At 67.4% G+C, this 20,895-nt stretch carries 19 protein-coding genes and 1 tRNA gene; 12 read left to right on the top strand and 8 right to left on the bottom strand.

Annotated features, from left to right (window positions below; all coding sequences use genetic code 11):
• Window positions 1-68 precede the first annotated feature (68 nt).
• Together tldD and OLX23_RS07870 are read right to left on the bottom strand one after the other, a co-directional pair.
• Window positions 69-1,496 (bottom strand): metalloprotease TldD, encoded by a 1,428-nt coding sequence (gene tldD, locus OLX23_RS07875; RefSeq protein ID WP_264444243.1) that lies wholly within the window; start codon window positions 1,494-1,496, stop codon window positions 69-71.
• A gap of 37 nt (window positions 1,497-1,533) precedes the next feature.
• Window positions 1,534-1,743 (bottom strand): zinc-finger domain-containing protein, encoded by a 210-nt coding sequence (locus OLX23_RS07870; RefSeq protein ID WP_264444906.1) that lies wholly within the window; start codon window positions 1,741-1,743, stop codon window positions 1,534-1,536.
• Between the two features lie 76 nt (window positions 1,744-1,819).
• On the opposite strand from OLX23_RS07870, the gene OLX23_RS07865 reads away from it, so the two are divergent.
• The 6 genes from OLX23_RS07865 (at window position 1,820) to OLX23_RS07840 (ending at window position 8,637) form a co-directional block, all read left to right on the top strand.
• Window positions 1,820-2,764, top strand: coding sequence for an ABC transporter ATP-binding protein (locus tag OLX23_RS07865; protein ID WP_264444241.1), 945 nt, complete (start codon window positions 1,820-1,822; stop codon window positions 2,762-2,764).
• 1 nt (window position 2,765) lies between these two features.
• Window positions 2,766-4,358, top strand: coding sequence for an L-aspartate oxidase (gene nadB / locus OLX23_RS07860; RefSeq protein WP_264444240.1), 1,593 nt, complete (start codon window positions 2,766-2,768; stop codon window positions 4,356-4,358).
• Window positions 4,359-4,520: 162 nt separating this feature from the next.
• The gene (locus OLX23_RS07855; RefSeq protein WP_264444239.1) at window positions 4,521-5,258 is read left to right on the top strand and encodes an SDR family NAD(P)-dependent oxidoreductase; all 738 of its coding nucleotides are present in this window, start codon (window positions 4,521-4,523) and stop codon (window positions 5,256-5,258) included.
• Window positions 5,255-5,749: an SRPBCC domain-containing protein gene (locus tag OLX23_RS07850; protein ID WP_264444238.1), complete on the top strand. Its 495-nt coding sequence runs from the start codon at window positions 5,255-5,257 to the stop codon at window positions 5,747-5,749. The genes OLX23_RS07855 and OLX23_RS07850 overlap by 4 nt, the downstream gene beginning before the upstream one ends.
• Window positions 5,750-5,801: 52 nt before the next feature.
• Window positions 5,802-6,563 (top strand): SDR family NAD(P)-dependent oxidoreductase, encoded by a 762-nt coding sequence (locus OLX23_RS07845; protein WP_264444237.1) that lies wholly within the window; start codon window positions 5,802-5,804, stop codon window positions 6,561-6,563.
• Window positions 6,564-6,729: 166 nt separating this feature from the next.
• Entirely contained in the window at window positions 6,730-8,637 is a 1,908-nt protein-coding gene (locus OLX23_RS07840; RefSeq protein WP_264444236.1) for a glycosyltransferase, read from the top strand.
• Here the strand turns inward: OLX23_RS07840 and OLX23_RS07835 are convergent.
• A complete protein-coding gene (locus tag OLX23_RS07835) occupies window positions 8,634-8,879 on the bottom strand; it encodes a GlsB/YeaQ/YmgE family stress response membrane protein (RefSeq protein WP_264444235.1) in 246 nt (81 codons plus the stop codon). The two genes, OLX23_RS07840 and OLX23_RS07835, sit on opposite strands and share 4 nt — an antisense overlap.
• Before the next feature lie 184 nt (window positions 8,880-9,063).
• Window positions 9,064-9,150 (bottom strand) — tRNA-Leu (locus OLX23_RS07830).
• Between the two features lie 190 nt (window positions 9,151-9,340).
• Between OLX23_RS07830 and OLX23_RS07825 the strand changes: the two genes are divergently transcribed.
• On the top strand, window positions 9,341-10,006 hold the full coding sequence (locus tag OLX23_RS07825; protein WP_264444234.1) for a heme-binding beta-barrel domain-containing protein: 666 nt from the start codon (window positions 9,341-9,343) through the stop codon (window positions 10,004-10,006).
• A gap of 69 nt (window positions 10,007-10,075) precedes the next feature.
• Window positions 10,076-11,353 (top strand): cell wall hydrolase, encoded by a 1,278-nt coding sequence (locus tag OLX23_RS07820; protein WP_264444233.1) that lies wholly within the window; start codon window positions 10,076-10,078, stop codon window positions 11,351-11,353.
• A 7-nt stretch (window positions 11,354-11,360) separates the two neighbouring features.
• On the opposite strand, the gene OLX23_RS07815 is transcribed toward OLX23_RS07820, so the two are convergent.
• The 3 genes from OLX23_RS07815 to OLX23_RS07805 form a co-directional block, all read right to left on the bottom strand.
• Window positions 11,361-11,846: a GAF domain-containing protein gene (locus OLX23_RS07815; RefSeq protein WP_264444232.1), complete on the bottom strand. Its 486-nt coding sequence runs from the start codon at window positions 11,844-11,846 to the stop codon at window positions 11,361-11,363.
• A gap of 556 nt (window positions 11,847-12,402) precedes the next feature.
• Entirely contained in the window at window positions 12,403-12,708 is a 306-nt protein-coding gene (locus tag OLX23_RS07810) for a UBP-type zinc finger domain-containing protein (protein ID WP_264444231.1), read from the bottom strand.
• Window positions 12,705-14,381 carry an FAD-dependent oxidoreductase gene (locus OLX23_RS07805; protein ID WP_264444230.1) on the bottom strand — a complete coding sequence of 559 codons (1,677 nt, stop codon included), beginning with the start codon at window positions 14,379-14,381 and terminating at the stop codon, window positions 12,705-12,707. Before OLX23_RS07805 ends, OLX23_RS07810 begins: the two co-directional genes overlap by 4 nt.
• Before the next feature lie 329 nt (window positions 14,382-14,710).
• On the opposite strand from OLX23_RS07805, the gene OLX23_RS07800 reads away from it, so the two are divergent.
• The 4 genes from OLX23_RS07800 (at window position 14,711) to OLX23_RS07785 (ending at window position 19,845) form a co-directional block, all read left to right on the top strand.
• Complete coding sequence (locus OLX23_RS07800; protein WP_264444229.1) at window positions 14,711-16,654, top strand: PrkA family serine protein kinase; 1,944 nt, start codon at window positions 14,711-14,713, stop codon at window positions 16,652-16,654.
• 26 nt (window positions 16,655-16,680) lie between these two features.
• Complete coding sequence (locus OLX23_RS07795) at window positions 16,681-17,991, top strand: YeaH/YhbH family protein (protein WP_264444228.1); 1,311 nt, start codon at window positions 16,681-16,683, stop codon at window positions 17,989-17,991.
• Window positions 17,988-19,541 (top strand): SpoVR family protein, encoded by a 1,554-nt coding sequence (locus OLX23_RS07790; RefSeq protein ID WP_264444227.1) that lies wholly within the window; start codon window positions 17,988-17,990, stop codon window positions 19,539-19,541. The genes OLX23_RS07795 and OLX23_RS07790 overlap by 4 nt, the downstream gene beginning before the upstream one ends.
• A gap of 91 nt (window positions 19,542-19,632) precedes the next feature.
• The gene (locus tag OLX23_RS07785; protein WP_264444226.1) at window positions 19,633-19,845 is read left to right on the top strand and encodes a hypothetical protein; all 213 of its coding nucleotides are present in this window, start codon (window positions 19,633-19,635) and stop codon (window positions 19,843-19,845) included.
• Window positions 19,846-20,013: 168 nt separating this feature from the next.
• Here OLX23_RS07785 and OLX23_RS07780 read toward each other — a convergent pair whose 3' ends face one another.
• Entirely contained in the window at window positions 20,014-20,835 is an 822-nt protein-coding gene (locus OLX23_RS07780) for a sterol desaturase family protein (protein WP_264444225.1), read from the bottom strand.
• Window positions 20,836-20,895 lie beyond the last annotated feature (60 nt).

Here is a 20,895-nt window from a genome sequence, read left to right as displayed (position 1 = left end):
GGGGACTCTCCTAAACGTCAATTTCGCACACCATACCGCAATCAGGCTTAACGCAGGCTGAGCAAAAATCAGGCCGTGCCGCCTACGGTCAGCCCCTCGACCAGCAGGGTCGGCTGGCCCACGCCGGCGGGCACCGATTGCCCACCCTTGCCGCAGACGCCGACGCCTTCGTCGAGGCACATGTCGTTGCCGATGCCGGTCACGCGGGTCAGCACCGAAGGCCCGTCGCCGATCAGGGTCGCGCCCTTGATCGGTGCGCCCAGCTTGCCGTTCTCGACCTTGTAGGCCTCGGTGCACGAGAACACGAACTTGCCCGAGACGATGTCGACCTGGCCGCCGCCGAAGCTCTTGGCATAGATGCCGTTCTTGACGCGGCTGAGCAGTTCGGCCGGATCGTCGTTGCCGCCGCGCATGAAGGTGTTGGTCATCCGCGGCATCGGCGCGTGGGCGTAGGATTCGCGGCGACCGTTGCCGGTGGCGGGAACGCCCATCAGCCGCGCGTTGAGGCGGTCCTGGATATAGCCCTTGAGGATGCCGTCCTCGATCAGCACGTTCTCCTGCGTCGGCGTGCCCTCGTCGTCGATCGACAGCGAGCCGCGGCGGCCGGCGATCGAGCCGTCGTCGATCACGGTCACGCCCGGCGCGCCGACGCGTTCGCCGATGCGGCCCGAGAAGGCGCTGGTGCCCTTGCGGTTGAAATCGCCCTCGAGGCCGTGGCCGACGGCTTCGTGCAGCAGCACGCCGGGCCAGCCGGGGCCGAGCAGCACGGTCATCTCGCCCGCCGGGGCATCGACGGAGTCGAGGTTGGTCAGCGCCTGTTGCAGCGCGGTGTCGATCGCGCGGTTCCAGTTGGCCGGGTCGAACAGGTCGTCGTAGAGCCAGCGCCCGCCCATGCCGAAGCTGCCCGTCTCGCGGCGGCCGTTCGCCTCGGCGACGATGCCGACGTTGAGCCGCACCAAGGGGCGCACGTCGGTGGCGACGAAACCGTCGGCGCGGACGATCTCTACCACCGACCACGAGGCCGAGAGGCTGGCCGAGACCTGGCTGACTCTCGGATCGCGCGCGCGGGCGGCGGCGTCGATCGTCTTGAGCAGCTCGACCTTCTTCTCGAAGGCGACCGCGTCAAGCGGCGAGGCGTCGGTATAGAGATGGCGGTTCGACTGGCGCGGCGGCGCGGCGCGCGTGCCCGTGGCGGGATCGAGCAGTTGCAGCGTCTCGCCGGCGCGGCGGATCGCCGCGGCCGAGATGTCGTTGGCGTGGGCGAAGCCGGTCATCTCGCCCGAGACGCCGCGCAGGCCGAAGCCGGCGTCGCGCGAGTAGTCGGCGGTCTTGAGCCGGCCGTCGTCGAAGCCGAAGGATTCCGAAGCGATGAACTGCAGGTAGAGCTCGCCGTCGTCGCATTTGCGCAAGGTTTCCTGCGCGAGCGCCTGAGCCTCCTCGGGGGAGAGCTGGCCGGAACGGTAGAGAAGCGAGCGGGGATCGGCGATGACGGTCATGCCGTCGATATAGGCGCTTTTGCGAAGCGCGCCAGCGTTACGCCGCGGCGGCGCCAGTCTCGCCGTCGGCCACGCCACCGCGCAGTACGAAGCGGCGGTCGCAATAGCCGCATTCGACGAAGCCCTTCTCGTCGATTTCCAGCCAGACGCGCGGATGACCCAGCGCGGCGCCGCCGCGGATGTCGGTGGCCCCGTCGCAGCTGACGCGGTGGGAATCGGTGTAGACGGTTTCGGGCGGCGTGATCATGGATGCGCGATTAGCAATCGCCTGCACCTTTTTCCAGCCTTTACGCAGGCGGCGTCCTGCCGCACAGAACGCGGCCATGAGCGATGCCCCTGCGATCTCGATCCGCAATCTCGTCAAGCGCTATGCCCCGGTCGGCGAAGGCCCTGGAAAACTCGCGCTGAACGACGTCAGCTTCGACGTGCCGCAGGGCGGGATCTTCGGCCTGCTCGGTCCCAACGGCGCGGGTAAGTCGACCTTGATCAACACGCTCGCGGGGCTGGTCATGAAGACCTCGGGCGAGGTGTCGATCTGGGGTTTCGACATCGACCGCGACATGCGCAATGCCAAACGCGCGATCGGCATCGTGCCGCAGGAGATCGTGTTCGATCCCTTCTTCACCCCGTTCGAAGTGCTCGAGAACCAGGCCGGGCTCTATGGCGTCGCCAAGCCGCTGCGCCGTTCGATGGAACTGCTGCGTGACGTCCACCTGGCCGACAAGGCCAAGTCCTATGCGCGCACCCTGTCGGGCGGGATGAAGCGCCGCCTGCTCGTGGCCAAGGCCATGGTCCACTCGCCGCCGGTGCTGGTGCTCGACGAGCCGACCGCGGGTGTCGACGTCGAGCTGCGCCGCCAGCTGTGGGACCTCGTCACCGAGATGAACCGCGAGGGCGTGACCGTGGTCCTGACCACGCACTACCTCGAAGAGGCCGAGGAGCTGTGCGATCGCATCGCCATCATCAACCACGGCAAGCTGATCACCAACCAGCCGACGCGCGAGCTCGTCGGCATGGCGCGCGAGAAGGTGGTGGTGCTGACGCTCGACCGCGACATCGACACGCTGCCCAGCCACCCGCATTTCCTCAAATGCGAGAAGACCGGTGAGCGCACGATCGAGGTGACCTACGACAAGGACCGCAGCAATGCCGGCGAAGTGCTGGCCTCGATCCAGGGGCAGGGCTTCGCGATCGTCGATGTGACCACGCGCGAGGCCGATCTCGAGGACGTGTTCGTCAGCCTGACCAGCTCGGTCCAGGCGGCGTGACATGATCCACGACGTTATCATCGTCGGCTCGGGTGCCGCCGGCCTGACCGCCGCGCTGGGCCTGGCCGAAAAGCTCAAGGTCCTGGTCCTCGCCAAGGGCACGCTGACCGGCGGTTCGACCGCGCATGCCCAGGGCGGCATCGCCGCCGTGCTCGACGCGGGCGACACCTTCGAGGATCACATCCGCGACACGATGGTCGCCGGTGCCGGGCTCAACCGCCAGGAGACGGTCGAATTCGTCATCGAGCGTGCGCCGCACGCGATCGACCGGCTGATCGAGCTCGGTGTGCCGTTCAACACCGCCAAGAACGCCGACGGCGGCGAGAACCTGCACCTGACGCGCGAGGGCGGCCATTCGCACCGTCGCATCGTCCATGTCGACGATGCCACCGGCTGGGCGGTGCAATCGGCGCTGCTCAAGGCGGCCGAGGACCATCCCAACATCACCCTGCTGCCCGGGCGTTCGTGCATCGACCTGATCACCGGCCGGCACGAATTGCGCTATTCGGGTTCGGGCCGCGTCTGGGGCGTCTATGCGCTCGACGAGGCGACGGGCAAGGTCGAGGCGCACACCGCGCGCGCGACCGTGCTGGCGACGGGCGGCGCGGGCCGCGTCTACCAGTTCTCGACCGCCCCGCGCGGCGCCACGGGTGACGGCATCGCCATGGCCTGGCGCGCCGGCGCGCGCGTCTCCAACATGGAGATGATGCAGTTCCACCCGACCTGCCTCTACAACCTCGAGGTCAAGAACTTCCTGATCACCGAAGCCGTGCGCGGCGAGGGCGGGCACCTGATCAACCCGCGCAGCGGCAAGCGCTTCATGGAGTTCTACGATCCCGAGCGGCTCGAACTCGCCCCGCGCGACGTCGTCGCCCGCGCGATCGACTCCGAGATCAAGCGCTTCGGTCTCGACTACGTCCACCTCGACATCAGCCACCAGCCGCCTGAATTCGTCCGCGAGCATTTCCCGACGATCTACGAGAAGCTGATGGGACTGGGCATCGACATGACCCGCCAGCCGATCCCGGTCGTCCCCGCGCAGCATTACACCTGCGGCGGCGTGCTGATCGACCTGACCGGGCGCACCGACCTGCCCGGGCTCTATGCCGTCGGCGAATGCACCGAGAGCGGGCTGCACGGCGCCAACCGCCTCGCCTCGAACTCGCTGCTCGAATGCTTCGTCTTCGGCGAGGCGGCGGCGGCCGACATCCTCGACCAGTGGGACGCCTTCGACGCGCCGCCGCCGGTCAAGGCCTGGGACGAGAGCCGCGTGACCAATTCGGACGAAGAGGTCATCATCAAGCAGAACTGGACCGAGATCCGCCGGTTCATGTGGAACTACGTCGGCATCGTCCGCACGACCAAGCGGCTCGAGCGCGCGCAGCACCGGATCAAGCTGTTGAACCACGAGGTCGAGGACTATTACGGCCACTTCCGGGTGACCACCGACCTGATCGAGCTGCGCAACCTGCTGCAGTCGGCCGACCTCATCGTCCGCTCGGCGCTCCACCGCCACGAGAGTCGCGGGCTGCACTATACGCTCGACTATCCCGAGACCCTGCCCGAGGCCCGCGACACGGTGCTGGTGCCATGAGCCAGGATTTGCGCTTCCTGATCCCGTCATCCCGGGCTTGACCCGGGATCCCGCTTTTTCTGCAAGGGTGGAGAAGGCAGCGGGACCCCGGATCAAGTCCGGGGTGACGATATGGATTGAGCAAGCGAACAGCGATCGCCCTGCGATGGTGGGAGAGAAGGAATGACCAGAACGGCCTTAGTCACCGGCGCGTCGCAGGGCATCGGCGCCGCGACGGCCAAGGCGCTCGCCGCCGACGGCTATCACGTCGTCGTCCACTACGGCGCACAGCGTGACAAGGCCGAAGCCGTCGTCGATGCGATCCGCGCGGCGGGCGGCAGCGCCGAAGTGGTCGGTGCCGACCTTGCCGATCACGCGGCGCCTTTCGCCCTGGCCGAGGAAGTCACGCGGCTCTGCGGTGGCCAGCTCCACGCGCTGGTGCTCAACGCCGCGATCATGTCGCCCTCGGCGATCCTCGACTGCCCGCCCGAGACCTTCGACCGGCTCTATGCGATCAACCTGCGCGCGCCGTTCTTCCTGCTCCAGCAGCTCGCGCCCGCGCTGGTCGAAGGGGCGAGCGTGACCTTTCTGTCCTCGCTGACCGCGCGGCGCGTGGTCGGCAACGTCTCCGCCTATGGCGCGATGAAGCAGGCGCTCGAATCGCTCGTGCATCGCGGCGCGGCGGAGCTCGGTTCGCGCTGGGTGCGCGTCAACGCGGTGGCGCCGGCGACGACCGCGAGCGAGACGATCAAGCCTTTCACCGATACCGAAGCGGGCTTCGCCGCGACCGTGGCGATCCAGGCGCTCAAGCGCGTGGCCGAGCCCGAGGACATTGCCGACGTCATCGCCTTCCTCGCCTCGGACAAGGCGCGCTGGATCAACGGCGCGGTGATCCCGGTCGACGGAGGATCGATGCTGTGACCGCCTATGACGACAATGACTATGGCTACGAGGACGAACACCGCGTCGACCGTGCCTATCGGATCATCGCGGCCCCGGTCGCGGTGGTCTATGCGGCGCTGACCGACGCGCGGATGGTGGCGAACTGGTTGCCGCCCGAGGGCGCGACCGGGACGATGGAGGCCTTCGACCCGCAGCCCGGCGGCGCGATCCGCATGACCCTGCGCTTCGCCTCGGGCGAAGGCGGCAAGACCACGGCCGACACCGACGTGGTCAGCGGCCGCTTCGTCGAACTCGATCCCAACGAGTGCGTGGTGCAGGAGTTCGACTTCGTCTCCGACGATCCCGCTTTCGCCGGCACCATGCGCATGACCTGGGGCCTGACCTGGTGCGCCGAGGGCACCGAGATCAGCGTCGTCGCCGAGAACGTTCCCTCCGGCATAAGCAAGGAGGATCACGCGGTAGGGCTGGCCTCGTCGCTTGCCAACCTCGCGGCTTACATCGAACAGTAGCGCGCAGTGTTGAGCGGGCCGGTGCCGCCGCCCTCATAAACGGGAGAGACAGGTGCGGATCAAGGACAGGGTGGCGCTGGTCACCGGGTCGTCGCAGGGCATCGGCAAGGCTATCGCGCGCAAGCTCGCGCAGGACGGCGCCAAGGTGATCGTCCACGCGCGCAGCGCCGAGAAGGCCGAACCGGTCGCCGCGCAGATCCGCGCGGAAGGCGGCGAGGCCGACGTCGTGCTGGGGGACCTGGTCGAGGGCGATACGCCGACGCGCGTGGTGCGCGATGCCTTCGCGGTCCACGGTGCGCTCGACATCCTCGTGCTCAACGCCGGCGGCGGCAGTTCGGGGCTCGCCACCGATCTCTCGGTCGAGACGATCGACCGCGTGCTCGCCTTCAACCTGCGCGCGACGATCCTCGCGACCACCGAATATGCGCGGCTGACGCAGAGTCCGCACGGCCGCGTGGTGTTCATCTCCTCGGGCATGGCGACCCACGCCGCGCCCGGCGTCTCGGTCGGCGCCGCGGCCAAGGCGGGGTCGGAGACCTTCCTGCGCTCGGTCGCGCAGGAACTCGGCGAGCGCGGCATCACCTGCAATTCGGTCGCGCCCGGCTGCACACGCACCGAGATGATCGCCGGCCAGACCTGGCCCGATCAGGTGCCGCCCTGGACCGCGCTGCGCCGGCTCGGCCAGCCCGAGGACATCGCCGACGTCGTGGCCTTCCTCGCCAGCGACGAGGCGCGCTGGCTGACCGGGCTGACGATCGCGGCGAACGGCGGCCTGGTCACGACCGCGGCGAACATCCTCGCCCGCGCGCGCTGAGCCCGCTTTTCAGCAACAGGCGGGCAAAGAACCGCGGCTTGTCACCGCTCTGACAACCGCGCGTGGCAGCAAATGCACCGTCCGTCGCAGTCGGGGATTGCCATAAGGCGTTCTCGTGAGTTTTCGCGGTCAACGATTTGCTAACCAAATCTGGTGGGACTGCGATTTGCTGGAAATCTCAAGAGCTTCGCTCGACTGTTCGGTGCTGTTCCTGGCCTTGCTCGGCTGCGCCACGACGGTGCTGACCGCGCGAGCCGTACGCGCGCCGCATCGGATCGACCGGCCGGCCTCGCAGGAACCGATCGAACTCGCCGTCGCCGTGCTGGCCGCCTTGGCGATCCCTTTGTGGCTGACCACGCGTCCGATCGATCTGGTGGCGATGCTGGCGCTGGTGCTGGCGACAGCCGTGGCGCTGTCGCTGTTCGTCCGCCGGCTTAGCCTGCCCGGGGTGCTGACCCTGGCCACCCAGGTGGTCGCACTGGTCGTCGGCCCGCTGTGGGGCGCGCTGTTCGTCGTCGAGGCGGGGCTGCCCTGGTGGCTCGAACTCGCCTCGCTGGCGGCGCTCGGCCTCGGCGCGATCGCCAGCGGCGTCACATTGGTCGCGGGTTTCGCGCGCGAGGCGGTGCTGACGCACGAGGACTGGCGCATGCCCGCGCAGGTGCCCGCACCCTGCGATCTCGCGCCGCGCTTCAAGGTCTCGCTGCACCTGCCCTGCTATGCCGAGCCGCCCGAAGTGGTGAAGGCGACGATGGATGGCCTCGCCGCGCTCGACTATGCCGATTTCGAAGTGCTGGTCTGCGACAACAACACCCAGGACGAGGCGCTGTGGCGTCCGCTCGAGGTCCATTGCCGCACGCTCAACCGTCGCCTGGGGCGCGAGGTGTTCCGCTTCTTCCACGTCGCGCCGCTGCCCGGCGCCAAGGCCGGTGCGCTCAACTTCTGCCTCGAGCAGATGGCGCCCGATACCGAGGTGGTCGGCGTGATCGACGCGGACTACCACTCGCGCCCCGATTTCCTGGCGCGGCTCGTGCCGTTCTTCGCCGATCCGCGGATCGGTTATGTCCAGACGCCGCACGACTATCGCGGCTATGAGGACAGCGATTTCCTCACCGCCTGCCACTGGGAATACATGCCGACCAACAAGGTCGATTACCCCGGTGTCAGCGAATACGGCGGGGCCTTCACGATCGGCACGATGTGCCTGTTGCGCGCCGAGGCCCTGCGCCGCGCAGGCGGCTGGGCCGAATGGTGCCTGACCGAGGATTCCGAAGTCTCGGTCCGCATCCGCGCGGTCGGCTATCGCGGGCTCTATTTCGGTGAGACCTTCGGCCGCGGCCTGATCCCCGAGACCTTCGACGACTACCGCAAGCAGCGCTTCCGCTGGACCGCGGGCCCGGTGCAGCAGCTGCGCCGCCACTGGCGGCTGTTCCGCCCGGCACCGCTGGCGGCACCGCTGCCCGGCTGGAGCAAGCTGCTCGAGGTCACGCGCTGCGTCTCGCCGTTGCTCAACCTTGCCGGGATCGCCATGGCCGCGCTGTCGGCCGTCGGCATCGCGATGACCGTGGTCAGCGACAATGCCCCGCGGATCGCCGTGCCCGACGTGACCTGGCTCCTGCTCGTGGTCGGCCTCGTGACCTGGATCGTGCGCACGGTCCATCGCTATCGACTGTCGGGCTGCGACGATCCGCGCGCGATGATCCGCGGCCAGATCGCGCGCGCCTCGCTCGACTACGTCGTGCTGCTCGCGGGTGTCGCGGGCCTGTCGAAGCGCCCGATCGCCTGGCGGCGCACGCCGAAGTTCGCGGTGCAGTCCGCCGCCGAATCGCCCTTCGTCATCGCCCGCGGCGAGACCGTGGCAGGCGCCATCTGCCTGGCGGTCGCGCTGCTCGCGCTGTTCGCGGCCGAGCACCTCGGCGGCGGTTTCGCGCTGCTACTGGGGCTGAGCTTCGCGACGATGGCGCTGCGCTTCTTCTGTGCACCGGTGATGGCGGCCCTGGGCAACCATCACGCGGCGCGCGCCACCGAACTGGCCGAGCCCGAACCCGAGCCCGAACCGAGGCCGCTCGCCGCCTAGAAGTTCAGGCCGAGCAGCCGGCCGACGAAGATCAGCACGATCGCGCCGATCACTGAGGCGAGGCAGCCCGCGCGGCTGAAGTCGCTGCTGCCGCGGCTGGCGAACCAGCCCGCGAGCAGCGAACCGCCGACGCCGAGCAGGATCGTCGACAGCCAGCCCATCGGCACCGCACCCGGATAGAAGAAGCGCGCGAGTGCGCCGATGATGAGGCCGCTGATGATGGCGCCGATGATGTTGAGCATGGGTTGTCTCCTCCGCTGGAACGCTTTTGCTGCCAAACGCACGAGAAGGCCATCTGTGTCACCGCCCGATTATCGACAACGCACGCGAGATCGGCGGTCATAAGACCGCCGCAGGTGCCGAGAATCTCGTTGGTATCCCGGCCGCTCGGGCAAATCTGCGCTGCAGCTTGCCGGCCAAAGGAAATGGTGCCCAGAAGAGGACTCGAACCTCCACGCCCTTGCGAGCGCCAGCACCTGAAGCTGGTGCGTCTACCAATTCCGCCATCTGGGCACGGGGTAGGCGCCGGCCTTTAGAGGTGAGTCTCGCAGTCTGTCAACAGCCCGATGCGGCAATATCAAACTTGTTTTCACCGCACGCCGCGCGGCACGGGAGGGGCGGGGCAAATCGCCATCTTGCGCGAGGGGGCGCCGGTGCCATATCGCCGGTCGCGACAATCCGCTTCAGGGCTGGGGGCACGATCATGGCCGATATTCCGGACGACATCTTTACCGAACAGGACGCCGATCCGAACACCTTGGCGAAGCTCGGGCCGCTGGCGCGGCTCGCGGGGGTCTGGGCGAGCGAGGGGCCGCGCGGCGCCGACATCAATCCCAAGGCCGACGGCCCCGAACATCGCGTCTACAGCGAAACGATCGAGGCGCACCCGATCGATCCGCAGGCGAACGGGCCGCAGCTGCTCTACGGGCTGCGCTATCACGTCCATATCAACACGCCCGAGGAGGATACGACCTTCCACGACCAGACCGGCTACTGGCTCTACGAGCCCGACACCGGGCTGATCATGCAGACCGTGTCGATCCCGCGCGGCCAGGTCGCGCTGGCTTCGGGCTTCGCCAAGCCCGAGGACACCACGCTCAGGCTCTCGGCGGTGCGCGGCAAGACCGATTACGGCATCTGCTCGACGAGCTTCCTCGAGCAGGCCTTCCGCACCGAATCCTATTCGATCGAGCTGACCTTCAATCCCGATGGCTCGATCACCTATGTCACCGAGACGATGCTGGCGGTGCACGGGCAGGAGGGGCTGTTCAACCACCGCGACACCAACACCTTGGTCAAGGTCGGTGAAGCACGCCCGAATCCGCTGTTCGAGATCGTCGGTCAGGGGCAGGGCCAGGGGCAGGAATAGGGCGCACCGCGGGAACCTTTCGGCGCCGCGGACCGTAAACACCCCTCATCGTCTGGATCATCGGAGCCCATGACCGCTGCAAGTCTCGAAGAGCCGGCGTCGCCGCGCCTGGCCTGGAAGCATCGCCTGGCCGACCGCCGAGTGCGGGCGGTGCTGGCGGTCGCGCTGGCCGGGCTCTGCGTGCTGGCCTTCCTCGTGCTGCGCGGTGGTCCGGCGGCGGGGCCGCAGGCGGGTGCGCCGCGACCCGCGACCTTGAAAGACCTGCCCGCCTTGCCCGAGGATATCGAGGCGCACGGCCAGCAGGCGGCTTCGGTGCTCGCGCCCGACGATGCCCGCGCGCGCAACGCCGCGGTGCCATTTCTCGTCGACAAGCTCGGCGCGGCGCGGCCCTTCGTGTTCCAGGGCTCCGACGCCGATCGCGACCGCGCCACCGAATGCCTGGCCACGGCCGCGCTCTACGAGGCCGGCGACGATACCGAGGGTGAGGCCGCGGTCGCGCAGGTCGTGCTCAACCGCGTGCGCCACGCGGCCTTCCCGGCGACGGTCTGCGGCGTGGTCTATCAGGGCTCGCAGCGCGCCACCGGCTGCCAGTTCACCTTTACCTGCGACGGTTCGCTGCGCCGGCACATGTCCGATGCGGCCTGGGCGCGCGCGCGTGTCGTCGCGGCGCAGGCGCTCGCGGGCAAGGTCTATGGCCCCGTCGGGCTCGCCACGCATTACCACACCGACTGGGTCTATCCCTACTGGAGCCCCGAGCTGAACAAGCTCGCGCGGGTCGGCACGCACCTGTTCTTCGGCTGGCGCGGTGCCTGGGGCGGCGGCGGCGCGTTCCGCCGCGAATATCGCGGCAACGAGGCCGGCGCGGCGGCGCTGATCGCCGCGGCCCAGCCCGGCCCGGCGCCGGTCGGCGAGTTGGGCACGGGCATTCTCGGCCTGCCGCAGCCCAAGGCGGAACTGCCCGCGGGCATGGGCAAGGTGCCGCTCTACGGCAACCGCGTCAGGCTGGTGCGTCCCGACGGCCGCGGCTTCGGCCTGCTCGCGCCGGCGGGGGCCTCGGCCGCCCAGCTGGTCAACGCCGCGCTGGCGCTGTGCAAGGATCAGGGCGCCTGCGAAGTCGCGGCCTGGGCCAACGAAGACGACATCCCCGGCGCCTATCCGATCCCCGAGGGTGCGCGCGGGACGATGGTGTTCGAGTACCGCCGCGACGGCCTGGGCGGCCGCGGCGCGACGCGCTTCGACTGCGACCGCTATCCGAACCGCGATCCCAAGGCCTGCCTCGCCGGTTCGGCACAGGCCGCGGACGTGCTGCCCGGCGTTCGCTTCAAGACGAAGCAAAGCCTCGAGTAATAAGGCCTCAAGCAATAAGGCGGGGAGCCACGGCGGCGACCAGGGCCTCGATCCCGGCGACGTCGGCTTCGTCGAACCGCGCGAGGTGCGGGCTGTCGAGATCGAGCACGCCGATCAGCGCGCCGTCGTGGACCACCGGCACGACCACTTCCGATTGCGAGGCGGCGTCGCAGGCGATGTGGCCGGGGAAGGCGTGGACGTCGGCCACGCACTGCGTCACGCGCTCGGCCGCGGCGGTGCCGCAGACGCCCTTGCCCAAGGCGATGCGGATGCAGGCGGGCTTGCCCTGGAACGGCCCGAGCACGAGTTCCTGCCCGTCGAAGCGGTAGAAGCCCGCCCAGTTGAGATCGGGCAGCGTGTCCCAGATCAGCGCCGCGACATTGGCCATGTTGGCGATGCCGTCGGGCTCGCCTTCTGTCAGCCCGCGCGCGGCAGAGACGAGGTCGGCGTACATTTCGGGCTTGGACGAGGTGTCGATCGTGGTTTCGAACATGGGTGCGATTTAGGGGCTTGATGCTGCGAGCGCCATAGAGGCTTCCCGTTCGGGATATTGTCTGGTGTGCGGACAGGCCGGTCCTAGCCGCCCGGACTTCAAAAGCGGACCTGCCCATTTCCCCCCTCGTCGCCCCTGCGCAGGCAGGGGCCTAACCAAGCTCTCGTCCTGAAACGGAAGGCGCGTGGAGGCGCGGTCAGTTGGGCCCCTGCCTTCGCAGGGGTGACGGATAGATAGTAGGATGCGGCACTGGCGACCCCTGCCATTTCGACGCAGCGATCGCTCTGTCGCGCCAGGCCGGCCTCGCCGGACGCAGCTCGCTGGCCGTGGGGTGCGGACTGGCGGGTTGCAACCGGAAACGAGGGATTTCCATCACACCACTCGTCGCCCCGGGCTTGACCCGGGGTCCCGCTTTGCCCGCATCGCCGCGTTGAAGAACAGCGGGGCCCCGGGTCAAGCCCGGGGCGACGGAGAAGATATGGGAAACGTCAGCATCGACGCAGTCGACGATCACGCGCTACGTCCGCTCTGTCGGCGCAACCAGCCATTCGCCACCTCACACCCAACGCTTGATCGGCCCCAGCTGCGGCGTCTGGTTGGGCAGGTCGACGAAGGTCTCGTCGACGTAGCACCAGCCCCAGCCTTCGGGCGGGTCGTAGCCCTCGATGATCGGGTGGTGGGTGGCGTGATGGTGGGCTGTGGCGTGGCGGTTGGGCGAATCGTCGCAGCAGCCGACATGGCCGCAGGTCCGGCACAGGCGCAGGTGAACCCACCAGTCGCCGCTGGCCAGGCATTCCTCGCAGCCCTTGGCGCTGGGCACGACCTGCTGGATGACGGCCTGGTGATCGCAGTTGCGGGTCATCGCGAACGTTCCTCGGCCTGGGCGGCGAGCGCCTGGTGGATCTGGGCGACGACCGCGGCGCCTTCACCGACCCCCGCGGCGACGCGCTTGACCGAGCCCGCGCGCACGTCGCCGATCGCGAAGATGCCGGGCCGCGTGGTCTCGAGCGGCAGGATTCCTTCGCGGTGCAGCGTGTCGCCGGTGCAGATGAAGCCGTGCGCGTCGGTCTCGACGCAGCCCGAGAGCCAGCCGGTGTTGGGATCGGCGCCGATGAACAGGAACAGGTGCTTGAGCGCGCAATGCTTGGTGGTGCCGTCGGCGCGGTCGCGGAACACGGCGCCGGTCAGGCCGGTCTGGCAATCGCCTTCGAGCTCGGCGATCTCCTTGCCGATGTGCAAGGTGACGTTGGGCAGCGCGGCGATGCGGTCGATCAGGTAGCGCGACATCGTCGCTTCGAGCGGGCGGCGTGCGACGAGGTGGAGGTGCTTCACCTTGGGCGCGAGGAAGACCACGCCCTGGCCCGCCGAATTGCCGCCGCCGACGAGCGCCACTTCCTCACCCTCGCAGAGCCGCGCCTCGATCGGCGAGGCCCAGTAGGACACACCCTTGCCCTCGAACATGGCGAGGCCCGGCACGTCGGGGCGGCGGTAGCGCGCGCCCGAGGCGATCACGACGGTGCGTGCGCGGATGTGGCGGTCGTCGGGCAGGACCAGGCCCAAGGGAAGGTCGGGGCAGACCTTGCCTTCGGGGCAGTCGAGCCTGGTGACTTCGAGCGGGATCGCGATCTCGGCGCCGAACTTGAGCGCCTGGTTGAAGGCGCGGCCGGCGAGCGCCTGGCCCGAGATGCCCGTGGGGAAGCCCAAGTAGTTCTCGATCCGGTTCGAGGCGCCGGCCTGGCCGCCATAGGCGCGTTCGTCGAGCACGATCGTCTCGAGCCCTTCGGACGCGGCATAGACCGCGGCGGCGAGACCGGCGGGGCCGGCGCCGACGATCGCGACGTCGTAGAGCTTGCGCGGGTCGATCGCGGGGGTGATGCCGAGGCAGGCGGCGAGCTGGATTTCGTTCGGCCGGCGCAGCAGCGAGCCGTCGGGGCAGACCACCAGCGGCAGCTCGTCGGCCTGGACGCCGATCCGCTCGACCAGCGCATGGCCTTCCTCGTCGCGCGCGGCGTCGAGCACCTGGTGCGGATAGCCGGCGCGCGCGAGGAAGCCCTGCAGCCGGACGATGTCGGGGCTGTTCGGCGTGCCGATGATGATCGTACCCGCGCCGCCTTCCTCGATCAGGCCGACGCGGCGCAGGATCAGCGCGCGCATCACCAGTTCGCCGATCTCGGCGGAGCCGATCATCAGCGCGCGCAGGTGCGCGGCGTCGAACGGCAGGGCCGTGGCGCCCTCGGGGCCGGCGCGGCCGCGCGCGATGGCCGAGCGGCCGGCGAGCTGGTTGACCTCGCCGGTGAACTGGCCCTCGGCCAGGGTCGTGATCGTCGCCTCGGCGTTGAGCCCGTCGCGGCGGGTGATGTCCGCCGAGCCCGCGAGCAGCAGCCAGGACGGGGCGCCGACCTCGCCGATGTCGTAGAGCAGTTCGTCGGGCGCGAAGTCGCGCGCGGGGCCGCTGGCGAAGCGCGAGGCTTCTTCGACCTGGGCCGCGCTGAGCACGGGGAACATCTGCGGGCGACGATCGTCGAGCGTGCTCATCGTTCCTCCTCAAGCGGCGCGTGGGTACCAGGCGGCGATCGTGGGCCGGCTGCCGCATCGCTGTCGATCATACCAAGGTTGGGCGGGCCTGATGTCTCGCACGGTGGGCCCGGCGCGGATGCTCACACAGCTGACGGGCGAGGTCAACGCGGCCAACGAGGGGTGGGCGGTGAAAGGCGGGCGCCTATGAGCATCGCCGGGCTGTGATGGTCAAGCTGCGGACTGACACGAATGTGAGTTTTCCAACAGTTTTTTGGCAACTCTCGTTCGTTCGGTTCGTTTCTTCATGTTACTAATGGGCATGACATAGGCGGGCATAGGAGTTGCGTATGGCCACCGGCGATCTGTTTTCCGATTTCGCTGCCAGCTACGAGGCGCGGCGCCAGACGGAGATGTCGCTGGAGGAGTATTTGAAGGGGTGTCGCGGCGACCCCATGATGTACGCCAGCGCGCCCGAACGATTGCTCGCCGCGATCGGCGAGGCGCAGGTCATCGATACCTCGATGGATCCGCGGCTCGGCCGCATCTTCATGAACCGGACCATCCGGCTCTATCCGAGCTTCGCCGAATTCTACGGCATGGAAGAGACGATCGAACGCATCGTCTCCTACTTGCGCCACGCCGCGCAGGGCCTCGAAGAGCGCAAGCAGGTGCTCTACCTGCTCGGCCCGGTCGGCGGCGGCAAGTCGTCGCTGGCCGAGCGGCTCAAGGCGCTGATGGAACTGCACCCGATCTACGTGCTCAAGGCCGGGGACGAGGTCAGCCCGGTGTTCGAGAGCCCGCTGGCGCTGTTCGATCCCGAGACGCATGGGGCGATGATCGAGGACAAGTACGGCATTCCGCGTCGTCGGCTGTCGAGCCTGATCAGCCCCTGGTGCCGCAAGCGGCTCGACGAATTTCGCGGCGACATCAGCCAGTTCAAGGTCGTGCGGCTGATGCCCAGCCGCATCCACCAGATCGGCATCGCCAAGACCGAGCCGGGAGACGAGAACAACCAGGACATCTCCAGCCTCGTCGGCAAGGTCGACATTCGCAAGCTCGAGATGCTGAGCCAGAACGATCCCGACGCCTATAGCTACTCGGGCGGGCTCAACCGCGCGAACCAGGGCATGCTCGAATTCGTCGAGATGTTCAAAGCGCCAATCAAGATGCTCCACCCGCTGCTCACGGCGACGCAGGAAAGCAATTACATCGGCACCGAGAACATCGGCGCGATCCCGTTCACCGGCATCGTCATGGCGCACTCGAACGAGAGCGAATGGGCGAACTTCAAGAACAACAAGAACAACGAAGCCTTCATCGACCGCATCTACGTGATCAAGGTGCCCTACTGCCTGCGCCCGACCGAGGAGCGGCAGATCTACGAGAAGCTGATCAGCGGCTCGGAGCTCGCGGCGGCCGCCTGCGCGCCGGGCACGCTCGACATGCTCGCGCGGTTCTCGGTGCTCACGCGGCTGCGCGCGCACGAGAATTCGAACGCCTATTCGAAGATGCGCGTCTACGACGGCGAGAGCCTGCGCGAGGTCGATCCGCGCGCCAAGTCGATGCAGGAATACAAGGACGCCGCCGGCGTCGACGAGGGCATGGACGGCATCTCGACGCGCTTCGCCTTCAAGGCGCTGTCGGCGACGTTTAACCACGATCCGACCGAGGTCTCGGCCGATCCCGTGCACCTGATGTACGTGCTCGAGCGCATGGTGAAGCAGGAGCAGCTGCCGGGCGAGACCGAGACCAAGTACCTCGAATTCGTCAAGGGCGACCTCGCGCCGCGCTATGCCGAATTCATCGGCAACGAGATCCAGAAGGCCTATCTCGAAAGCTACCACGACTACGGCCAGAACCTGTTCGACCGCTATGTCGCCTATGCCGACGCCTGGATCGAGGACCTGGACTTCAAGGACCCCGATACCGGCCAGCTGCTCGACCGCGAGGTGATCAACCAGGAACTGACCCGGATCGAGAAGCCCGCGGGCATCGCCAATCCCAAGGACTTCCGCAACGAGGTGGTCAAGTTCGCGCTGCGCATGCGCGCCGCCAACAGCGGCCGCAATCCGTCGTGGACGAGCTACGAGAAGATCCGCGAGGTCATCGAGCGGCGCATGTTCAGCCAGGTCGAAGATTTGCTGCCGGTGATCAGCTTCGGTTCAAAGAAGGACGGCGATACTGAGAAGAAGCACGACGAATTCGTCGATCGCATGATCGCCCGCGGCTATACCGCGCGGCAGGTTCGGCGCCTCGTCGAATGGTACATGCGGGTGAAGCAGGCCGGTTGATCGGAAAGGAGGCGGGCCGAAGCTAGATGCACATCGTCGATCGCCGCCTGAACCCGGGCGGCAAGAGCCTGGTGAACCGACAGCGCTTCCTGCGCCGGGCGAAGGCCTTGGTCCAGCAGGCGGTGCGCGACAGCCTCAAGGACCGCTCGATCAAGGACCTCGAGACCGAGGGCGAGGTCACCATCCCGCGCGACGAGGTCCACGAGCCGAGCTTCCGGCGCGGATCGAGCGGCGGCAACCGCGAGCACATCCTGCCGGGCAACAAGGAATACCTGCAGGGCGACGAGATCGAGCGTCCGCCCTCGGGCGGCGAGGGTGCCGGCGGGCACCAGGGCGAGGGCGACGACGAGTTCCGCTTCGTGCTCAGCCGCGAGGAATTCCTCGACCTGTTCCTCGACGATCTCGAACTGCCCGAACTGGCCAAGAAGAAGCTGACCAGCGGCGAGGCCGAGGGCGTGCGCCAGGCCGGCTATTCGACCAGCGGCAGCCCCTCGGCGTTGTCGATCACCCGCACCATGCGCAATTCGATGTCGCGCCGCATTGCGCTCAAGCGTCCGCGCGGCGAGGAGATGGCGAAGATCGAGGCGGAGATCGCCCGGCTAGAGGCGCTCCCCGGCGACCATTCCGATGCGATCGCCAAGCTGCGCGAGGAGCTCGAACGCCTTGAACGCCGGCGCAAGCTGATCACCTACGTCGATCCGATCGACCTGCGCTATCGCCGCTTCGAGCCCACGCCCAAGCCGATCAGCCAGGCGGTGATGTTCTGCCTGATGGACGTCTCGGGCTCGATGACCGAGCACATGAAGGACCTGGCCAAACGGTTCTATGCGCTGCTCCACCTGTTCCTCAAGCGCTGCTACCGCCACGTCGAGGTCGTGTTCATCCGCCACACCGACCGCGCCGAGGAGGTCGACGAGGAGACCTTCTTCTACAGCCGCGAGACCGGCGGCACCCTGGTCTCGACCGCGCTCGAGAAGATGCTCCAGGTGATGAAGGACCGCTATTCGCCGAACGACTGGAACATCTACGTGGCCCAGGCCTCCGACGGCGACAACATGCCCAGCGACACGGCCAAGACGATCGCGCTGATGGCCGACGAGATCATGCCGGTGGCGCAGTACGTCGCCTATCTCGAGGTCGGGCGCGAGGAAGACCCGATGATGTCGATGGGTGGTCCCTTGATGCGCGCGAGCGACCTCTGGCGGTCCTACGGCCAGATAGACGGGCAGAACGGCAAGTTCGTCATGCGCAAGGTCCACCACCGGCGCGAGATCTATCCGGTGTTCCGCGAGCTCTTCGCCAAGCGCGGCCTGGCGGCGGGGAGGGGCAAGTCATGAGCAAGCTCGCGACCAAACCGCTCTACGAGGGCAGCGACTGGAACTTCGACACGATCCAGCGGATCTACGACACTGTCGAACAGGTCGCGCACGAAGAGCTGGACCTCAACACCTATCCCAACCAGATCGAGGTGATCACGGCCGAGCAGATGCTCGACGCCTACAGCTCGACGGGCATGCCGCTGCTCTACAATCACTGGTCGTTCGGCAAGCAGTTCCTCACCAACGAGCTGATGTACCGCAAGGGCCAGCGCGGTCTGGCCTACGAACTGGTGATCAATTCGGACCCCTGCATCAACTACATCATGGAGGAAAACTCCGCGACGATGCAGACCCTGGTGCTCGCGCACGCGGCCTTCGGACACAACCACTTCTTCAAGAACAATTACCTGTTCCAGCAGTGGACCGACGCCGAGGGCATCCTCGACTATCTCGAATTCGCCAAGCGCTACATTGCCCAGTGCGAAGAACGCTATGGCCAGATCCAGGTCGAGCGGCTGCTCGACGCCGCCCATGCGCTGAACCGGCAGGGCGTCCACCGCTATCCGCGCGGCCAGGCGCGCGACCTCAAGGCGGAGATGGCGCGCGAGAACGAACGCCACGCCCAGCGCGAGCGCGATTACAACGATCTCTATCGCACCCTGCCCAAGGGTAAGGCCAAGGCCGCCGACGCCGCGGTCAGCGAGCGCGCCGCGGCGTTGGGCCTGCCGCAGGAGAACGTGCTCTATTTCCTCGAGAAATCGGCGCCGCGGCTGGCGCCCTGGCAGCGCGAGATCCTGCGCATCACGCGCGTGCTGGCGCAGTATTTCTATCCGCAGGGCCAGACCAAGGTGATGAACGAGGGCGCGGCCTGCTACGTCCACTATCGGATCATGACGGCGCTGCACGAGCGCGGCCACATCACCGAGGGATCCTTCCTCGAATTCCTGACCTCGCATACCAATGTCGTCAGCCAGCCGATGTTCGATTCGGGGCGCTATGGCGGGCTCAATCCCTATTGGGTCGGCTACAACATGATGCAGGACATCGCGCAGGTCTGCACTGCGCCGACCGAGGAAGACCGGCTGTGGTTCCCCGACATTGCCGGCGGCGGCGACGTCGAGGGCACGCTCAAGCACATCTGGGCGAACTACCGCGATGAGAGCTTCGTCTCGCAGTTCCTCTCGCCGCGGCTGATGCGCCATTGGCGGCTGTTCAAGCTCGACGATCACGAGAAGGTCGATCACATCAAGGTCGACGCGATCCACGACGAGCGCGGCTATCGCGAACTGCGCCGCGGCCTGGCGCGGCAGTACGACATCTCGTGGCAGGAGCCCGACATCCAGATCGTCGACGTCGACCTCGCCGGCGATCGTACCCTGATGCTCGAGCATCACGTCACCAACGGCGTGCTGCTGGCCGAGAAGGATGCCGGCCGCGTCGTCCAGCATCTCGCCGATCTCTGGGGCTACGAGGTCGTGCTGGCCGAGATCGAGCCCGAAGGCGGCTCCACGCTCAAGGAGCACAAGGCGCGGCCAAGAGCCAGCGGGCCACGATTGGCCGAGGGCTGACCCTCTGGGAATCCGCTTCTATCCGCTCCGGAATCGGAGTATGGCCTGTGGATAAACACAAAGCGGATACACGGGGGATAGGAGCGATCAGATGTTCGATTCACCTGATGCCCAGGCCTATATCGAGCGCGCGGAGATGCACGAGCAACTTGCCGCGACCACTTCGGACGCGCCCGCGCGCAAGATGCACCAGGCCATGGCCGAAGCCTATCGCCGCAAGGCGGAGGAGGCGAATGGCCGCATGATCCAGGCGATCCCGCTCGATACGACACCGAGCCGCCTCGTCCTGAGCGGCGGCGTCTAGAAACCGCGGCAATTTGCTTTCGCCAAAACGCGCCGCCTGCAAGGGCGGCGCGCGTTTCGTGTTGGTTTTACGACAGGATATTGACGGTCCAGTTTCCAAGATGCATTCTGGAAGTCCTTCGAAAGACGCGCCCGCGGAAATTTCAACATCCTCCACGGGCCTCAGACTTCAACCCCCCGCTTCGGCGGGGGGTTTTTTATGGCCGGTGTCGCGCCGTGTGGCGACCTTCTCCGCGCGATAGCCCTGGCCGTTATCGAGCGTGCCGAACAGCCAATCGTAGAGCAGGGTGATCGTGGCGAAATTGCCGCCGGTGAAGCGCGCGTGGTGGTTGTGGTGCATCCGCGACATCGTCGCCAGGTAGCGGAAGGGAAAGCGGTCGGTCTCCCACAGGTCGTGGTTGTGTAGGTTGATCTGCGAGAAGGCGACCCAGGTGATGACGATCGTCACGACGTGGAAATCGCCCATAACCCGCGACAGCGCGAAGATCGTGCCGGCGTAGAGACCCAGCCCCAGCGCCACCTCGATCGGGTGGATATAGCTCGAATCCTGCCGGCAGGGGTTGTGCTGGCGGTGGTGCACCGCGTGGACCCACATCAGCGGCCCGCCGAGAAAGCCGCCGTCGTGGAACAGGAAGCGGTGCACGAGGTAGTAGAAGAAATCGTAGACCAGCAGGATGACCGCCATGTCGAGCAGCACCCGCCACCACGGCTGCGGCGCGGCGGTCAGGCAGAACGGCAGGATCCCGGCGAAGATCGCCACCATGAAGACCGGACCCCAGCGGCGGTTCCATTGCTGGTTCTGCGCATAGTGCGGCTTGGCCATCTTGCTGCGGCGCATGGCCTGGTTGCGGTCATGCTCGGCGCGGAAGGCCGGGATCAGCAGCGCGAGCCTGCTGCCGATCAGGGTGAGCGCGGCAATGCCGAGCGCGGCATAGAGCGAGAGCTGCCATTCGTATCCGGCGAGCAGCGGGGCGAGAAATCCTGTGTCCATGACGTGCTTTCCAGGTTGGTCTGGCCTGGATGTAGAACGCTGTTCTCAAGTGCTCCTTGA

Source organism: Novosphingobium sp. JCM 18896 (genome assembly GCF_025938095.1).
Lineage (GTDB): Bacteria > Pseudomonadota > Alphaproteobacteria > Sphingomonadales > Sphingomonadaceae > Novosphingobium.
The sequence above is the reverse complement of the archived record's forward strand: the minus strand, read 5'-3'. Positions and strand labels throughout refer to the sequence as shown.

Coding starts and splice junctions, on each gene's coding strand:
- OLX23_RS07870 (WP_264444906.1), bottom strand. CDS start 1,743: ATGATCACGCCGCCCGAAACCGTCTACACCGATTCCCACCGCGTCAGC.
- OLX23_RS07805 (WP_264444230.1), bottom strand. CDS start 14,381: ATGAGCACGCTCGACGATCGTCGCCCGCAGATGTTCCCCGTGCTCAGC.
- OLX23_RS07800 (WP_264444229.1), top strand. CDS start 14,711: ATGGCCACCGGCGATCTGTTTTCCGATTTCGCTGCCAGCTACGAGGCG.
- OLX23_RS07825 (WP_264444234.1), top strand. CDS start 9,341: ATGGCCGATATTCCGGACGACATCTTTACCGAACAGGACGCCGATCCG.
- OLX23_RS07855 (WP_264444239.1), top strand. CDS start 4,521: ATGACCAGAACGGCCTTAGTCACCGGCGCGTCGCAGGGCATCGGCGCC.
- OLX23_RS07820 (WP_264444233.1), top strand. CDS start 10,076: ATGACCGCTGCAAGTCTCGAAGAGCCGGCGTCGCCGCGCCTGGCCTGG.
- OLX23_RS07795 (WP_264444228.1), top strand. CDS start 16,681: ATGCACATCGTCGATCGCCGCCTGAACCCGGGCGGCAAGAGCCTGGTG.
- OLX23_RS07790 (WP_264444227.1), top strand. CDS start 17,988: ATGAGCAAGCTCGCGACCAAACCGCTCTACGAGGGCAGCGACTGGAAC.
- OLX23_RS07785 (WP_264444226.1), top strand. CDS start 19,633: ATGTTCGATTCACCTGATGCCCAGGCCTATATCGAGCGCGCGGAGATG.
- OLX23_RS07835 (WP_264444235.1), bottom strand. CDS start 8,879: ATGCTCAACATCATCGGCGCCATCATCAGCGGCCTCATCATCGGCGCA.
- OLX23_RS07815 (WP_264444232.1), bottom strand. CDS start 11,846: ATGTTCGAAACCACGATCGACACCTCGTCCAAGCCCGAAATGTACGCC.
- OLX23_RS07780 (WP_264444225.1), bottom strand. CDS start 20,835: ATGGACACAGGATTTCTCGCCCCGCTGCTCGCCGGATACGAATGGCAG.
- nadB (WP_264444240.1), top strand. CDS start 2,766: ATGATCCACGACGTTATCATCGTCGGCTCGGGTGCCGCCGGCCTGACC.
- tldD (WP_264444243.1), bottom strand. CDS start 1,496: ATGACCGTCATCGCCGATCCCCGCTCGCTTCTCTACCGTTCCGGCCAG.
- OLX23_RS07865 (WP_264444241.1), top strand. CDS start 1,820: ATGAGCGATGCCCCTGCGATCTCGATCCGCAATCTCGTCAAGCGCTAT.
- OLX23_RS07810 (WP_264444231.1), bottom strand. CDS start 12,708: ATGACCCGCAACTGCGATCACCAGGCCGTCATCCAGCAGGTCGTGCCC.